Below are 16,274 nucleotides of genomic sequence, written 5' to 3'. Positions count from 1 at the left end.
ACTCCTTATCCTTCCGTTCCTGGTGTATCTGATAATACCCAAGTTAGTGTAGTCGTGTAGCTAACGGCATCTTTTGGTGTGCTGCCGGGTACAGAAAGTGCGACCGCTTTGGTAACATCTGCTTGTACTTCTTGGCCATCTTTATCTATTTCAGTGACCGTTTCAACGCTTCCCCAAGCATTGACCCATGTTCCAGCCCCCGTTTGATTTGCTGCAGTCATCACCACTGATTCAGCACCTGCTGCATCCAATGTGATCGTTGCTTCCGCCACAGGAGCTGTGACACCTACCGCATTGGATCTAACTGTCGGACTTGTTAGGGTGATGACAGAACCTGTCAATTCTTGATTCAACGTTGACTCATTTTTGAACTGCCCATTTTGTTTCACAGACAACCGCCAACCGGCATTACTACCGCGATTATCTGTAACTTGGACATAATTGGCCGTTTTTAATGTAGAAGCTGTGTCATCGTCATTCAAGTATCCTTGTGCTCGTGCATAATAGACTTCGTTTTTATTTGAGATTTTATTGACACCAAAATCTAAGCTAGAGGCATAATCGATCGATAATGGGCCATTCGTTCCAGGATTTGGTCCATCGGGATCGGTTGGATCCACAGGATTGACCGGATTTTCTGGATCTGGATTTTCTGGATTGACTGGGTTCGTCGGATCAGTATTCGGAATAAAATCAACCGCCCCATTTGATGTGTAAGAAGCAGCTTCAGCTGCTGAAACCTCGGTTGCTGCACTCGCTGCTGCCAATACGGCAAGACTTACAAAGACCCACGCTGTTTTTTTCATTAATATATAACACTCCTTTTATTTTAAAGATCGTTTCTTAATTACTACCGATATTATCTGGGACATTCTTTAAATTCCAAGTCAATGTCGTCCGATACTCTTTGGCTAATTTTACAGAACTACCTGGCACGTTTAATTTTACTGCCGTTGCTCCTTCCGTTGCATCGGTCCCAAACTTGTAGATCCAAGTACCCATTCCTTTTCCAACAGGTGCGTTGACCAATGTGACTTCACTATCTGGTACAAAGGTATGACTTGTCGTAACCGTTGGTGCGTATTGCATATCGGTAACCGAAGTTGTAGCGCCAGAGGCGATCGATAATGAAGCGCCTACCAGTTCTTCGTCATCAGCCGTTTTGAATTGTCCATTTTGCACAACGCTCAATGACCAACCTTCTTGTGTTCCTCGTTTATCAGTTACTTGCACATAGTTTCGTCCAGCAGCGCCAGCTGTGAACTCTTGTAGCTGTGCGTAATAATCTTTTGTTTCAGAAGTGATCAGTTGGTTGCCAAATTGAAAACTTGAAGCAAAATCAATCGATAATGGTCCAGCTGTTCCAGGGTTTGGTCCATCGGGATCGGTTGGATCGACGGGATCCACTGGTTTTTCTGGATCGGTCGGATCAACTGGATTGGTTGGATTCGGGTCCGCTTCAAAAGTGATTGCTCCATTTGAGGTGTATTCAGCGGCATTAACGGTTGTTGGTAACAGAGCAGTGCTCATCAATAGAATGCCTGCCGTCAAGAAAAGTTTTTTCATTTTTTGTTCTCCTTTTGATTAAAATGATTCCTACTGCCAACAAAACGACAAGACCACTGCTTTGATAGCGATTAAAGTGATCTGACCCTGTTGCTGGCAAAATATTGTTGCCTTTTTGATTAACTTGTTTATTCCCTGGCTGTTCTTTTATGGGCTCTTCTGGCTCCTCAACGGGTTCTTCATAGACGCCGAAAAAGGAAGTGACACCATTGCTGTCATAGGCACCTGCTTCAGCTGCTGAAACGAGTTGAGGGAACAATAATAGATAGCCAGTAATAACACCGATCATGATTTTTTTCATTTGTTTTCCTGCCTTTATGGGTTGCCAGGTGCCGAAACCAGCTGCCAGCTCAAGGTTCCTTGATAGTCCCCAACTTTTTGCTGTTCGACTGGAACAGTAAGTTTGATGCCTTCATTTTCACTTTCGCCCCAGTGCTGATTCACGACGTAAGTGCCATTTTCTGTCAATTCCGTTTCCTCGATGATCATTTCCCCACTAGTTATCATCTGTTCTTGACCGTTTTTCACAAAGCGGAAGACATCGGTTAATTGATCTGTTCCATCCGTTAATGGCTGTTGCTCTTTGACCGTCAAGCGCCATGGACTTCGTTCGGATCCTCTGGTATCTTTCACCGCTAGTTCTCCTGTGATCGTTGGCCAATAATCTTGTGTTTCTGTGGCAACTTTTTGCTGCCCAAAATCAAAGGCTGTCGGCACACTGCTTAAAACAAGCTCGCCGGCAACTGCGACGTTGACGACTTTTTCTGCCCGTTGACTGCCTGCTTCATAATGGTAAGCCGTTGACACATTTTTCAACAACTCATCTTCCGTTGCTTGTTGGATCGCGGTAAAAGCTTGCGGATCGACAGTCGGTGGTACATTTTCGCGATTATCTGCAAAAATCGTGGTTGCTTGGGTATAGTCTGCCAGAGCTGCTTCATCGGTCAGCGCCGTTGCTTCCGGTAAGGTCAAACGGACATCTTTTGCATAGACGGCAAATTGCCGGTCGTCAGAAATGACACTCTCATTTTTGACCACCACCAAATTAACGGTGGTTTCTGCCTGATTCTGATCGTTTTCACCTACCGAGAAAGTGATCGCTTGTTTGCGATAGACCGCTGTTTCTAACGGTTCTTGAATTGCAGCTAAGACCTCTTCTGTCAGCGTGTCCTTAAAGAAAGGACGCCCGCTGGCTTCGAGATATGTCACGGCTTGTTCTTTGGTCAGCGATTGTGCCTCTTGTTCTGTAAGGATCACATTGCGGGCTTGAACTTCCGCCTTATTTGAGTAGCGTACGCTGATATCGTAACTATATTCCCCATCAGGACTCGTCCAATCAACTGGTTCTGAATCTGGTTGTTCCGTCAACTGCTGATCCGTGCTATCTAGCTTGCTGGATTTGATTTGACCGGCATATAACCATGAACCGGACGTTTGGGTTTCTGGTGTAAACGTCAATGTTGGCAATTCTGTGACCGTATAAGGAATCAATAAACGCCCTTTTTGCACTTGTGTCCCTGCTTGCTCCGTCCCCCAGGCTTGCAAGGTCAGCGGTGTATTGTTCTCTTTGACTGCTGTTACATTGTGACTAATAGCCCCGATCCCGTTCGCGACTCCCGGTGTTTCAACTTCGTAGTTAATGATCGACCCTGGTATCGCAATACCGTACCCGTTGGCTGCATTGGTCACATCGTTGTCCCCAATGAAGGTTTTCCCAGTCGCTTTTTCGATCCCACTGAAATTGATTGGGGTGATCGCTGCCGCATTAGCAGCAGTTGGATTTATGGTCAACACTTGGTAAGCACTAACCGCACCAAACCACGTTCCTTGACTATTGACTCGAGAACCTGCATCATTGGTCGTCGTTTTCAGCCACGTTAAGTGATCTTTATCCGTATCTGGTGTTGCGAAATCTGAGAGATTGATTCGCCCCGTTCCCGGCGGCGATTCGATAGTCCCTTCGTCTTCCACCGTTAACTTCGCGCCTGAAATCAAATTCGTTGCGGAAGAAATACCGATACCGGCATTTTTAGAAAGATGGATATCACCGAACTGATGATAGGTCGTTGCGTGATTGGCAGCAGTAGCTGAACGACCATTTTTGATGTCTCCCCCATTGGCCATTAGCTTGATGCCGTTTGTCACGTTCAATTCGGTAAAGTTGACGATCCCCAGACCCGTCACAGCGATCGGATCAGTTTGATAAGAAGCTGTCCCATCGACATTTTCACCAAAGTTCATCTTCACTTGATTACTGCTGTTGGCTACGATCGTGTTCGTAAAGTTATCTGACGCGTTTCCGCCTGAGATCCCATTGATACTTTTGGCTCCTTGAACCCGCATCTCGACATCTCTTAAAATTTGACTGGAAGAAATATTGGAATAGTACGTGGTGTATAAATTTCCGATACTTGATCCTTCCGCTTGGATATTCATATAAATTTTGCCGCTTCTCGTATTGCTAGCAGTCCGTCCACCATCGCCATAGATCGTTGCCCCATTCAGCGCATCTGACCCTGGTTTTGTGTATATGTTCAATGTAATCGTATTGGAGCTATCGGTCCCAACGATATTCGTACTGTTAAATGGATTGCCGCCTGAGATGTTTGTTCCAGAAGGAAGGGCAAACTCCCCATCATAATTTCTCAAATCCAATGTCAAACTGGCATTCCCTAATAACCGTCCATTGTTCGTAACACCGCCTGAAAAACCATTAGACCCTGTACGCGGGGTACCTGAGAAGTTTCCACCAAACACTCGATTATCTGAGTTTCCGTTAATGGTGTGAGAAGAAGCGACACCATAAGAGGCACCGAGTGAGGCATTGATCACCCCATCATAAACCGTTACTGCGACATTGCCGGTCACTAACAAGTCATCCCAGCCGCCACCAGATAAAAACCAGTCTACTTGCCCATTATTTACGGTCGTTCGTCCATCTCCATAAACGCGGCGTCCAGTATACCCTGTTCCTTCTAGCGTATCGACGATCCCAGAGTTTAAAGTATTGGAAGAATTTCCCTCAATGACACCTGAGAAGGAACCACCGTAGGTCCAGCGAGCAACCGTGTTATTCAAGATCGTTTTGGTATTTCCTTTAATATAGATATCCCATGCTGTTCCTGGATAACCACCGCCACCAACGATATCCCATCCAGAGGCGTTTCCTCTTGTTTTATTGGTCGTTGAGTAATCTAGATTCGTTGGTCTGGTGCCTGTATAAGCAATCCCATCTCCACCAGGACTACCATCCGAAGTGATCGTGCCAACTTCAATCGTTGTGTTTCCTTCAATATAGCCGCCTCGACCAGCTGCCGTCGAATAAATCGCACCGTTTGAAAAGGAACCACTGACTAGATGAGAAGTGATATCGCCATAAACTTTAAAACTTGCCGCTGCTTCTGCCAATGCTGCTCGTTGTTCCGGAGTATAGTTGTCATACGTCGTCGTATTCGAAGCCCCCATTGAACTTTGAGACAAGGTACTGACATTGTTTCCTCCACCGCCGTTAAAATCACCAATTCCCCCGACGCTGGCACTCGGCCCTGCTTTCACGGTGTTAACGATGTTTCCTATGATGGTACCAGTATTCCGATTGCCACCTTCAAATTCACTACGTCCAGTGGAATAACTGCTGGCATCAAGGTTGGTCACGATGGCATCCTTAGAACGGTCAGAGCCGATGTTGCCATAAAATGAACCGCCTATGAAACGATTGGCTGTGCCTGACCAACCGCCAGCACCAGAAATCGTACTACGGATGGTGCCACCGATATTGCCGTATTGAACACCACCAGCGAAAGCACTTAAACGGAAGCTTGCATTAGTCGTTTGAATCGTCGTTTCAACATTGCCTGTCACATTGGCTGTATTGGAAGCGTTCGTTCCAATACCACCGCCATAATAATTACTTAGGGTCCCATTCAAACGATTGATCGTGACACTGGTATTCCCATCAATCGTACCGATATTGGCACCTCCAGCGATCGTACTGATATTACCTACTGTATTATTTACGACAATCGCTGTATTCCCGGTCAAGGTACCACCGCTTTGATTCCCACCATAGATGTTCCAAGTTCCTGAACCTGTCGCATTTAGCGTGATCGTCGGGTTTCCAGTAAGGTCGCCATTGTTGCTTCCCCCATAAATCGCAAGGCCATTGCCGGTGGAACCACCGTTTAATGAAAGACTATGCCCATTCATGTACATCCTCGTACCCGTATAGTTGAGGTTTCGAATCACTACATCAGAACCAAAGTAGATGTCCGTGCCAAGTGCGACTGTTCGACTACCTGAAGTCAACGTTGTTGCATCTGTGATGGGATCATCGCCATGACCTGTGATGATCAAACGGCTGATTTTTCCTTGCAGCGCATAAAAAGTCATATTTGTATTATCGACTGTGGCTGGAATCGTCTTTGAAGTCAGATTCGCCGGCAGTGATAACGATCCACCCGAACCAACATACAAAGCAAATTCTTGGCCATTGCCGTTTTGATACATATCGAACAACGCTTGACGAATCCCTTCAGCACTATTGGTATATTCCGCATATGCTAAACCATCTCCAGCTGGACTTGGTACAGCGATCACTCTCGTTTTATCGGCTTCCGCAATGATCTCTTTGATTGATTGCTCCGCCAACGAAATGTTCGCCGCTCTTGCCTTAACAGTCGGTTTAAAAACAGCTGTCAAAGTTTGATTCTCCGTGAAAATCAATTCTGTCAACGCTTGGCTCGTGTAAACTGTCCCGTCTAACGCCCATCCTTCAAAATCAGTATCATCCTCAAAAACTGGTAGTTCACTTTTTTCTATTGCTTCCCCTTTGTTTTTGCTGACCTGAATGCTGGTTTCCCCAGTAGCAAATACATGCTCAGTATCTGTCAAAAAAGTCAATTGTACTTCTTCTACGGCTTCAGATGACTCTTCGGTCTCTGACGAAGATGTCTTCGCAGTTGCTTCTGTAGAATCTGTCGAAGCAGGTTCGCTAGATGCTTGCATTTCCGTTTCCTTCGTCTCTTCCAGACTGTCGATCGATGAAACGACGGGGTCAGAAGAAGACATACTTTGTTCTTCACTTGTTTTTGTAACACTTTCGGCTTGTGCCACTACCATTGCATATGAAAAACACGGACCTGATGTTAGTAGAAAAACAAGTAAAGATGTTAAAAACCGTTTCACTTTATCCCTCCTATCTTAAAAAAATTAACGTATCGCGCAGTGCACGCCATGTGTTACAACTCTTAGTTTAGCGATTTGAAGGAAGAGAATTGTAATTCTTTTTTTCTCCCGTTCAAAATTATGATTATAATTGTTTTTTCATAATTCCAATTTTAGTAACTTCCACATCTTACAGCTATCTGTTACTCATCGATTGAAAAAATCGCAAATTATCAGGATGAATCATCGATTCTTTTCAAAAAACTGCTTTTCTCCTTCATAAATAATACAAAAAACGAGGGATAAATCAACACCAACAATTAAATTAAGATGAGAAAAATAAATAAAAAGATAAAATATTTGACAAAATCCCGTGAAGAAAAAAGCTTTTCTATCTCCCAAAAATGATAAGTTAAAAGAACGCTTCCCATCTTCTCTCTGTAGATAATGATAATGTTATAATCAAAAAATGAATAAAAAACGTTATTTAAAAAAATCAGTACATATAAAATAACAAAATAAAAAATATTATTTTTTTTATAAATCACTGTTTTTGATAAAATAAGTAAAGTTATTGTTAAAAAAAACGCATAAAAAGCCTCAAACAGAGTGCTCTGTTTGAGGCTTTTTACATCTTATTTTCTTTATTGGATCGATTAAATAAATGATCCACCATCCACAAAAGTGGTATAAATATGCTCGTCCGCCACCGGTTCCCCTTGGATTGATTGTACGATTTTCTCAGCTGCCACCATGCCCCATCGATGTTTCGAATAGGAGATCGTCGCTAAGCGCGGCTGCACAAAAGCGCCTAACTCCGTGTTATCAAACCCGATAATGCGGATTTCGTTCCCGATGCGAAAGTCGGTCTCACGAACATATTTGTAGACTCCGATTGCCATTTCATCATTGAAGGCAAAGATATCAATGGGAAACTGGGGATCATTTGCTAAGAGCTGTTTTGCCGCTCGATAACCAGAAGGTTCCGTGAAGTCACCAGGAATGACTTCATAAGGAATACCAAAGCGCGTCAATTCTTTCGTACTGGCTTCCAAGCGCTCCCGACTGTCGTAGCCTTTTTCTGGCCCTGCTAAGAGGAAGACTTTTTGGCTTTGTCCAGCGATCAAGCGATCGATCGCCAGCGCCGCCCCTCCTTTGTTGTCTAACAAGACTTGATGGATATTTTCATGAGATAAGACACGGTCTAACACGACGATTTGATGCCCTCGTTGGGCGTATTGCTCGATTTCCTTTGCCGGAAACGTCCAATCCAAAATGATGGCACCGTCCACCATCCGCTCAGGAATAAACAAGTGTGATTTCTTGCCGCTGCAGACGATCATTTCATAGCCGAAAAGTTCCAGCCCTTTCTTGATGCCATCTAGCAATTCCCCATAAAAACTTCCAGCATAATCGGCGAGATAAACACCGATGATGTTGGTTTGTCTGCGTTTCAGTGTGCGAGCAGCCATGTTCGGAACATAGTTCAATTCGTTTGCGATCGCTTGAATCCGCGCGCGGGTTTCCTCGGTCACTTTTGGACTGCCATTCAATGCATACGAAACGGTGGATATGGAGACACCCGCTTTTTGGGCAATATCTTTGATTCCTACCATGGCTTCTCCTTTCTTAACGATAGATATCGATCGTATTGGTTTGGTTTTCGTTTAGTTTGGCGCAAAGTGTTGCTTTCTTCAGGACAAGCGCACCTTGACGGTAGCGGTTTTCCGCAAACTCAGTGGACATTTCTTCCCCGTTGATCAATACTTTCGGCGTACTTGCCGAATGATAGACGATTTCGACCGGCCGATCAAAGAGTCGATACGTCAGTGTCAATCCTGCTAATTCCGCTGGCAAGACAGGATCAAGTTCAACATGATCAACAAAGGTACGAATGCCTAACACATTGCTGATCAACTGATTCATATAGATCCCTGGACCACTAGAATAGATGCGCCAGCCGCCTTTGACGCCGACTGCTGCCTCCTTAAGTTTACCAAAATTTTCTTGGGCTTCAACCCTTGTTTTGAAATCGCCATCAGAACTGCTGAAATACGCATTTGCTTGACGGATCTCCGCGTTTTCGACCCGTTGAGCGATCTGGATCGGATTGATGACCCCAAGCGCTTGCCAAGTCTCTTCTTCACGACCTAATTTCGCCATCGCTTCGGTAAAGCGGATGTGGGCGTGAACGTACTGCAAACCGATTTCTCGTCCAAAGTTGGCTGCTTGTTCTGCTCGCTTGAAATTGGTGCTGACACCACCCGCATAAGTCGCTGGACGATTCATCAAGCGCACCCCATCTGGAAATTGCAAATGCTCCTTGATGATCGCCACATGATGATCGGCTTGTTCGGGAGATAACAGCTCACCGATCATGCTTTGCTGCATCGGCAGCAATCGGTATTGGATACCGGTTTTCTTGTCAGTCGGATGGACCATCAGTTCCACGTGCTCGCTATCTTCCATATAGACAAATCCTGGCAAAGTGCCATCAGCTAACATGTATTTTTCAAAGTCGTGTTTGATGCCCGCAGACAGTTCTGTTAAATGTTTGGCATACTCTGGGTCAACCGACTGCAACTGGCTGGCTAATTTTTTCAATACTTCATAGGTCAAGGCAACGGTCCAGCTGCTGGCCATTTGTTTCTTCAACTTACTGTTATTTGGCTGCAAGGTGTCATCCCAATCGCCATCACCATAACAAGACAGGTACGTTCCTTCCAAGAAGTTCGCTTCGATATACGCCACTTCTTTTTTCAAATGATCAAACAACGAAGCTTTGGTCTTGGTTTTCAAGAAGGTTGCGCGATCCGTATAAGGCAGTTCTTTTTCCAAAATCGCGAAATCTTTAGTTTTTTCGAGATAGTCACTAACGACTTTCATTGGCCAGACGATCACATCTCCGTGGCTCTCATCGGCTTTTTGTTTCTCATAGCGGTCAAACATAAACCATTGTGGCCAGTTGCCGTCATCTGCAAATTGATTTTCAAACAAATGCTCGATGATGGACGCCACCATTTCAGGACGATTAAGTGCTAAGAAATACTCAGTCGGTCCTTGGGAAACGTCTCGAGTCCCCCAAGCAGCACCACCGTACTGTTCAAGACCATGAGGAGACAAGTAATGAACAAGCATATTGTGGGTGTACCAACGTGCCAAGTGATTGAAGGATGCAACGTCTGCCTGCGAATGTTTCAATTCAAACTGATTCAATAAATCATCGACAAAGGCCGTATAGGCAGTGTCTTCTTGCTGGCGATCTAACGTTTCGGAAACAAAGGGTTCACCAGTCAGTGTGCCTTGGATCACGAAGGAAATCGTCGCCTGTTCTGCAAAGGTCAATACGGTCGTGCTATCGTCGGCTGCCACATTGAAAATCGTTTCATCGGTCAGTTCAAAAGGTTGAGCCGCATGGAGATAATACGTCAATTCTGGATAAGTTTCCGCAATCGGTGAATCCGCTGTTCCTTTGATGGTGAGCAATTGTTGATCTTGCGAAATGGTAGCAGTCGGTGCAGCTTCATCGATCCCCATCACAAATTGATTAGTGATGGCCCAGGTGTAGGCACGACCTTGTTCACTAGTGATGGTCGTTGCAATCGTGCGTCCATTTGCTTTCGTGAAGGTCGTTACTTGAATGACATCATCGGCTGTTTTGTAGTACCACGTCGCCGAATTCAAGCCCATTTCAAAGGCAGATGGCATCGTTAAAATCCGCCATTGATCGCCGTCTTTCAAATAGATCCGCTGACCGGAACGTTTGAACAGATTCAATGAGTTGCGGCTATTGCTCAACAATTTGTTCATGTTCGTATTGCCTAATACGATTTGGGAGTTAAACATCCCCGTCATGTAAACGGTCGTGCTCAAAATGGGTTGATCGACGATCAGATCTTGTCCGCTCATCAAAATATGTCCATGGGAGCGTTCCATCTGTCCTTCCTTTTCCTTCAACACGACATGGTGATAGTCAGGGGTAAAAAAGGAATACAGCTGTTCGTCAACGCTTTCCACTGCTTCTTGCTGAGGAAATCGCTCGTTGATTTCTTCTGTGGTAAATGTCAGCCCTGTGAGCGGTTGACCAAAGTTTTTTCGTGGCTGCGCCGTTGCTTGCAACGAGTCGAAGGACAAGGCTTGATACGTTTCTTTCAACGGTTCAAGTGCAAACTGCGGTTCATTGACTGCCGTCGCTTGATTGGCTTTGACCGCTGCGTAAAAAACGATTTCCGTAGGCGTCTCACTTACCGTCAACCATTGCGTTTGTAGTGCCGTATAGGCAAATTCGTATTGATACACTTCATTGGCTAACGTTTCTTGGCTAAGTGCAGCTGGTTGATTCGTTTCTTTGTAGCTGCGACCGAAAAATTGATAGCCATCCGTCGAGAAGCCTTTTAAGGCTTGGAAGCTGCCCTGTTCCACCAATGGAAATTGACCATTTTGTGGTTGATTTTGACGCGAAGAAAGCACGATGCGATCCTTATCATAGCTAACATGATGGTCGATATATTGCGAAACATAGGCTTCATTGGATTGAACAGCCCCTTTGGCTGCATTACCAAGATCTTGTCCGTAAACCAGTTCCGCTTCCCCAGAACCACTCAATTGAACCCGCCAGAACCAGCAATCTTGTGCCAATTGGAAATCAACTTGGTAATTGATGGACTGATACGTCCCGGTCCAGGTCAGCTGTTTGTCTGAGTAGGCAAAGGCACTGTCGGAATTTGAACCGATCAAGGGAATAAAGGACAATTCCCCCGCTTCACGCAGTCGTAGATAGATTTGATTTAAACTACCATCTAGCGCATTTCCGTTCAACTGATTGATCATCACACCGTGACTTTGGATCTCATATAAATCACCGTTTGGTAAAAACGTCACGGTCGTATTTGCATTATTCATCACTATTTTTTTCGTCATAGAAACCTTCCTATCTTACCTAACTAATTGCAGGGTTGTTTGTTGGGTGTCTCGGCTGTTCCCACCAATCATGATGTGGAATTTCCCTGGATCACTGCTTGCTTGTTGGTTGCTGTGAACATAGCGCAGCAGTTCTTCCGTGATCTCAAATTGAACGGTTGCTGATTCGCCAGCCTCTAGCCAAATTTTCTTAAAGCCTTTCAGTTCTTTCACTGGGCGAACCACTTCACCGACTAAATCGCGAATGTAGCATTGGACCGTTTCCCAGCCCGCTGCTGTTCCTTGGTTCGTAACCGTGATGGAAGCTGTGACCGTTTGATCTTTGGTCATGGTCGGCTGATCCAACGTCACCGCAGTATACGCAACTGGGCTATAACTCAAGCCGAAGCCAAAGGGATATTTGGCATAATTGGAGACATCCAAATATTTTGAGACATATTTTTCATCCGGTGCACTTTCATAAGGACGACCGGTATTGTCAACGTTGTAATACACAGGAACTTGTCCAACGGTTTCTGGGAATGACATACTCAAGCGACCGCTTGGATTGTATTCTCCCCACAGGATCTGAGCAAGTGCGTTTCCGCCTTCGGTTCCAGGGAACCAAGCCTCGACGATCGCTTTGGCTGCATCAACCCCTTGCAAATCAAGAGGACGACCGTTATAAAGAGTTACGATCAATTGCTCGTTGTATTCTTTCAAGGTTTCAACCAAGGACAATTGGGCTTGCGGCAAGCGAATGTCGCTGCGACTGGCAGCTTCGCCGCTCATCCATTCCTGCTCTCCTAGCGCTAAGACCACTTTATCCGCTGCCTTCACTAATTCGATCGCTTCTTGGATCGCCGCTTCAGACGGTGCAAAATAATCAAAGGGCTCTTGACCGATCAACAGATCCGCACCCAAGGCTTGAGCACCCTCCACTAAAGTCACTACTTCTTCTTGTTTCCCTTGCCAAGACCAAGCCCCTAATAGATCACGGGAGTGAGCACCTGGGCCCACGATCGCCACTTTTTCGGTTTTCTGCAACGGCAGGACACCTTCATTTTTCAACAACACCATTGATTTCTTTGCGATATCGCTGGCGATCTCTCGGTGTTCTTGAGACAAAACAGTGGCTGCTTCAGCGGCTTCATCAGCGCCGCGGTATGGATTTTCAAATAGCCCCAGCTCATTTTTTAAGGTCAAGATTCTTAGCACCGCTTCATCGACTAAGGCTTCCTCAACGGTGCCTTCTGCGATCAACTCTTTCAAGTTATCGGTGTAGCAAGTCGTCATCATCTCGATATCGACCCCAGCTTTGATGGCTAGTTCAGCGGCATGTTTTTCATCCTCCGCTGCGCCATGAGCGATCACTTCTTTGATTGCTGCCCAGTCAGAGATCACAACGCCTTCAAACCCGAATTCTTCTCGCAAAACATCGCGGAAAAGCCAGCGATTGGCCGTTGCTGGAATGCCGTCTACCGTATTAAAGGAGGTCATCACCAGCTTGGCACCAGCATCAAGGGCTGCTTTATAGCCTGGCAAATAACTTTCTCGCAGTTGACGTTCTGACATATTGACCGTGTTGTAATCGCGACCACCGATAGCCGCACCGTAAGCCGCAAAATGTTTGACGCACGCAGCCACGCGGTTGAAATCCGTTCGCAGATCATCCCCTTGATAGCCTTTGACAAAGGCTTCAGCGAAGCGACTGTTCAAGTAAGGATCTTCCCCTGTCGATTCCATGACACGGCCCCAACGTGGGTCTCTTACTAAGTCCACCATCGGCGAAAAGGTCACATGCAAGCCAGAAACAGCTGCTTCTTTGGCAGATACTTCCGCCATCTTCTCCGCTGCTGCCAAATCCCACGAACTACCTAATCCTAATGGAATCGGGAAAATCGTCCGAAAGCCGTGAATGATGTCCGCCATCAATATCGTCGGGATATTCAAGCGGTTATTGGCGATATACTCTTTTTGGACGCGGATCGCTTCTTTCGCACCAGAAACACCTAGCGTTGTTCCCGCATTGTTGATGTTCTCTTGTGTCAGTCCTAAGTCGCCCATTGGGCCGGTTTTCTCTTCTGCTTTATCTGAATAAAAAGCCGCTGCCAGTTGCAGCAATTGATCGATTTTTTCATCTAAGGTCATTTCTGAAAGTAGTTCGGTTAATTTCTGCTGTTCCATTTTTATTCATCCTTTGCTTTCTTCAAATTGGACTTCTGCTTCTAAAGGGAAATGATCGGAGGGAAAACGACGATCACAAGAATCCGTTAGACAGGCGGTTTTGACCACCGTGAAGCCTTTCGTATAGATATAATCAATTTCTTCTAATTCTTGCCATGGTAACGTATAAATAAAATTTTGATAGGAGCCTTTGGGTCCGTGATGCGGCTTTTGTCCATGTTCTTTGGCATTTTGAAAATGCTGCTCTAAATACCGATGCACCCGCTCCGTTGGCTCCGCATTCAAGTCGCCCATTAGTAATACTGGATAACGTTCGATCTGATCTGCCAGCTGCTCCAGGATCACTTTCATTCCTTCAAAACGAGCCATTTCTGAAATATTATCCAAATGAGTCGTGATAGCAAGAAACGGCGGATTCTTTTTTTCCTGCAAGACTGCCCAAACACATAAGCGTGAATAGGCAGCTTCTGGATGAATACTGGGTTCAGTCGGTGTCAATGACAACCAAAACGAACCTGAAGCTAATAACTCGAAAGCCTCTTTTTGATAATACAGTCCGATGCCTTCGCCTAAGCCATCACCGTCACGTTCAGCCGTGACGGAAGCATACTGCGCTAGCTTTACTAAATCTGCAAATTGACTAGGTCGGGCTTCTTGGATCGCCAGAACATCCCAGTCGTAGTAATCGATCAAGGAGCAGACCGCCTCCGATCGATAGTGCCATTGCCATTCTTGGTCATAGTCGGTATCGACTCGTAGATTGTAGGTTGCTACTTTCATCTTCATTCATTTCCTTTGAGTAATTTTGTGATTTGCTGCATTTCACGACGGATTTGTTTCGCTTCGCCGCCGCCATGCCCTTTATTTAAGTAAATACGCAATTCTTTCGGTCCAGGAATCTTTTTATAGGAAACGAAGAAATCTTCCATGGGACAGATCGGATCAGCACTGCCGACCGATGTATAAACAGGACCAGTTATCTGATGAGCAAAATACTTCAAATCAAAATAATTCATGACTTGATAGATCGTTTCCCGCGTTTCTGGAAATTGTTCGATATACTCTTGAATCACCTGGTAACTTCCTGTTTTTTGTTCGATCCGATGGACAAGATTGGAGTGGCTTGGCACATCGGCAAACGTCGCAAAAATCGGGACGTTCGTTAATGCGTTGACCAATAAGGCGATGCCGCCTCCTTGTGAGCCGCCTCTTAAAATAATGCGCTGCGGATCGATTTCCGGTATCTGTTGAAGGACTTCTAGTGTGCGCAGACTATCTGCGACCAATCGCTTCATATAAAAATCTTCTTTTTTCAAGATGCCGCGTCCAAAAGGCGCTTCATGCTGCGTGGTTTCATAAGGAACTTGATCTTTCGTGCGTCCTCCTTGTCCGCGATTGTCGATGACAAGACAGCCGCAGCCGATCAATAACCAATGAGCGAATTGGAACGGTTCTTGCACATGATTCATATAGCCTAAAAAATCAATCACGATTGGACAATCTGCCGCTTGTTCTGGCAGCAGCAGATGCCCATAGATCGTTTCATTACCAAGACTTTGAAAAGAAATCGTAAAACAATCGATCCCTTTTAGCAAAGGCGTTTGTTTGGTTCTTTCAAAGGCTAGCGAAAGGGCGTTAAGTTCTTGTTGGACCGAAGCCCAAAAACAGGATCGATCAGTCGCTGTGGATTTAGTCATTTGTCTCTTCCCCCTTCGCTAATACTTTATTGAAAAACAACACTTGGATAAAGGCTGAGCCTGAGATCCCTAAACAAACAAATAAGAATAGGTTCACTTTGCTGCACAATACAAAAACAATGATTGGGATCACCAGTAAAATGATCGCATTCGCCGTACTGCTAAGAACCGCATACGCCGTTTCTTTCGCTGTTTCTTGCAATGATTGCGTAAACAAGCTGTACAAGAGAACGAACACGACAAGATACAGCGCAGCCAAGCTGACGAGGATCACAGCTAGAACACCAAAGTAAGGTGTAATCATCATCAAGGAATAGATCAAACCGGCAAAGACTGCGACATACGCAATAACAAGACCTTCTAAGAAGAGCCCACGTTTGAGGTTGCTTAAGAATGCTTGCTTGTATCGTTGCCAAATCGGGACATCCCGTTCCTTGTACAATTGATCGATCGTCTGATACAGTGCGATCAATGCTGGTCCTGCGAGAATCAGCGTCATTGCTGGAATCATAAAGAGAAAACTAACAATGATCATATCTGCTAGAAAAGCAAAGACCCGATAGTACCATCCTTCATAAGAAAATAGTCGATTCATTATGATCCTCCAATCAAAACTTGCTGATTTGTGCTGTGAGTGCTGCGTAAACTTGTTTCTTGCCTTCTTGTGATTTTGGGTCGTTTCTCAACGCACAGTTTTCTGGGTTGCAGGTCTCACTCAGTGAGCCAGTTGCAGTGATTCTTTGTACGGTCACTACGCTCCCT

At 45.3% G+C, this 16,274-nt stretch carries 11 protein-coding genes; all 11 read right to left on the bottom strand.

Annotation, left to right across the window (positions count from 1 at the left end; genetic code table 11):
• Positions 1–5: 5 nt before the first annotated feature.
• Positions 6–806 (bottom strand): WxL domain-containing protein, encoded by an 801-nt coding sequence (locus tag ACI3E5_RS01895; protein WP_096742140.1) that lies wholly within the window; start codon positions 804–806, stop codon positions 6–8.
• 37 nt (positions 807–843) lie between these two features.
• Entirely contained in the window at positions 844–1,566 is a 723-nt protein-coding gene (locus ACI3E5_RS01890; RefSeq protein ID WP_498820740.1) for a WxL domain-containing protein, read from the bottom strand.
• Positions 1,499–1,867 carry an EF2685/EF0750 family sortase-dependent surface protein gene (locus tag ACI3E5_RS01885; protein WP_077453992.1) on the bottom strand — a complete coding sequence of 123 codons (369 nt, stop codon included), beginning with the start codon at positions 1,865–1,867 and terminating at the stop codon, positions 1,499–1,501. The genes ACI3E5_RS01890 and ACI3E5_RS01885 overlap by 68 nt, the downstream gene beginning before the upstream one ends.
• A 14-nt stretch (positions 1,868–1,881) precedes the next feature.
• A complete protein-coding gene (locus ACI3E5_RS01880) occupies positions 1,882–6,750 on the bottom strand; it encodes a hypothetical protein (RefSeq protein ID WP_498820739.1) in 4,869 nt (1,622 codons plus the stop codon).
• Between the two features lie 635 nt (positions 6,751–7,385).
• Entirely contained in the window at positions 7,386–8,345 is a 960-nt protein-coding gene (locus ACI3E5_RS01875; RefSeq protein ID WP_077453864.1) for a LacI family DNA-binding transcriptional regulator, read from the bottom strand.
• Positions 8,346–8,358: 13 nt separating this feature from the next.
• Complete coding sequence (locus ACI3E5_RS01870; RefSeq protein WP_498820738.1) at positions 8,359–11,649, bottom strand: GH36-type glycosyl hydrolase domain-containing protein; 3,291 nt, start codon at positions 11,647–11,649, stop codon at positions 8,359–8,361.
• Positions 11,650–11,664: 15 nt separating this feature from the next.
• Positions 11,665–13,815 (bottom strand): glycoside hydrolase family 3 N-terminal domain-containing protein, encoded by a 2,151-nt coding sequence (locus ACI3E5_RS01865; RefSeq protein WP_498820737.1) that lies wholly within the window; start codon positions 13,813–13,815, stop codon positions 11,665–11,667.
• A 6-nt stretch (positions 13,816–13,821) separates the two neighbouring features.
• The gene (locus ACI3E5_RS01860) at positions 13,822–14,601 is read right to left on the bottom strand and encodes an endonuclease/exonuclease/phosphatase family protein (RefSeq protein WP_498820736.1); all 780 of its coding nucleotides are present in this window, start codon (positions 14,599–14,601) and stop codon (positions 13,822–13,824) included.
• Positions 14,598–15,512 (bottom strand): acetylxylan esterase, encoded by a 915-nt coding sequence (locus ACI3E5_RS01855; protein WP_498820735.1) that lies wholly within the window; start codon positions 15,510–15,512, stop codon positions 14,598–14,600. The genes ACI3E5_RS01860 and ACI3E5_RS01855 overlap by 4 nt, the downstream gene beginning before the upstream one ends.
• Positions 15,505–16,107, bottom strand: a complete 603-nt coding sequence (locus tag ACI3E5_RS01850; RefSeq protein WP_144771022.1) for a DUF624 domain-containing protein — start codon at positions 16,105–16,107, stop codon at positions 15,505–15,507. Before ACI3E5_RS01850 ends, ACI3E5_RS01855 begins: the two co-directional genes overlap by 8 nt.
• A gap of 13 nt (positions 16,108–16,120) precedes the next feature.
• Positions 16,121–16,264 (bottom strand): hypothetical protein, encoded by a 144-nt coding sequence (locus ACI3E5_RS01845; protein WP_313151220.1) that lies wholly within the window; start codon positions 16,262–16,264, stop codon positions 16,121–16,123.
• Positions 16,265–16,274: the final 10 nt, after the last annotated feature.

Source organism: Candidatus Enterococcus avicola (assembly GCF_047470845.1).
GTDB classification, from domain to species: domain Bacteria; phylum Bacillota; class Bacilli; order Lactobacillales; family Enterococcaceae; genus Enterococcus_D; species Enterococcus_D casseliflavus.
The sequence above is the reverse complement of the archived record's forward strand: the minus strand, read 5'-3'. Positions and strand labels throughout refer to the sequence as shown.

What these genes read in the sequence shown, in the direction of transcription:
- ACI3E5_RS01895 (WP_096742140.1), bottom strand. Translation starts at nt 806, where the DNA reads ATGAAAAAAACAGCGTGGGTCTTTGTAAGTCTTGCCGTATTGGCAGCA.
- ACI3E5_RS01890 (WP_498820740.1), bottom strand. Translation starts at nt 1,566, where the DNA reads ATGAAAAAACTTTTCTTGACGGCAGGCATTCTATTGATGAGCACTGCT.
- ACI3E5_RS01885 (WP_077453992.1), bottom strand. Translation starts at nt 1,867, where the DNA reads ATGAAAAAAATCATGATCGGTGTTATTACTGGCTATCTATTATTGTTC.
- ACI3E5_RS01875 (WP_077453864.1), bottom strand. Translation starts at nt 8,345, where the DNA reads ATGGTAGGAATCAAAGATATTGCCCAAAAAGCGGGTGTCTCCATATCC.
- ACI3E5_RS01870 (WP_498820738.1), bottom strand. Translation starts at nt 11,649, where the DNA reads ATGACGAAAAAAATAGTGATGAATAATGCAAATACGACCGTGACGTTT.
- ACI3E5_RS01865 (WP_498820737.1), bottom strand. Translation starts at nt 13,815, where the DNA reads ATGGAACAGCAGAAATTAACCGAACTACTTTCAGAAATGACCTTAGAT.
- ACI3E5_RS01860 (WP_498820736.1), bottom strand. Translation starts at nt 14,601, where the DNA reads ATGAAGATGAAAGTAGCAACCTACAATCTACGAGTCGATACCGACTAT.
- ACI3E5_RS01855 (WP_498820735.1), bottom strand. Translation starts at nt 15,512, where the DNA reads ATGACTAAATCCACAGCGACTGATCGATCCTGTTTTTGGGCTTCGGTC.
- ACI3E5_RS01850 (WP_144771022.1), bottom strand. Translation starts at nt 16,107, where the DNA reads ATGAATCGACTATTTTCTTATGAAGGATGGTACTATCGGGTCTTTGCT.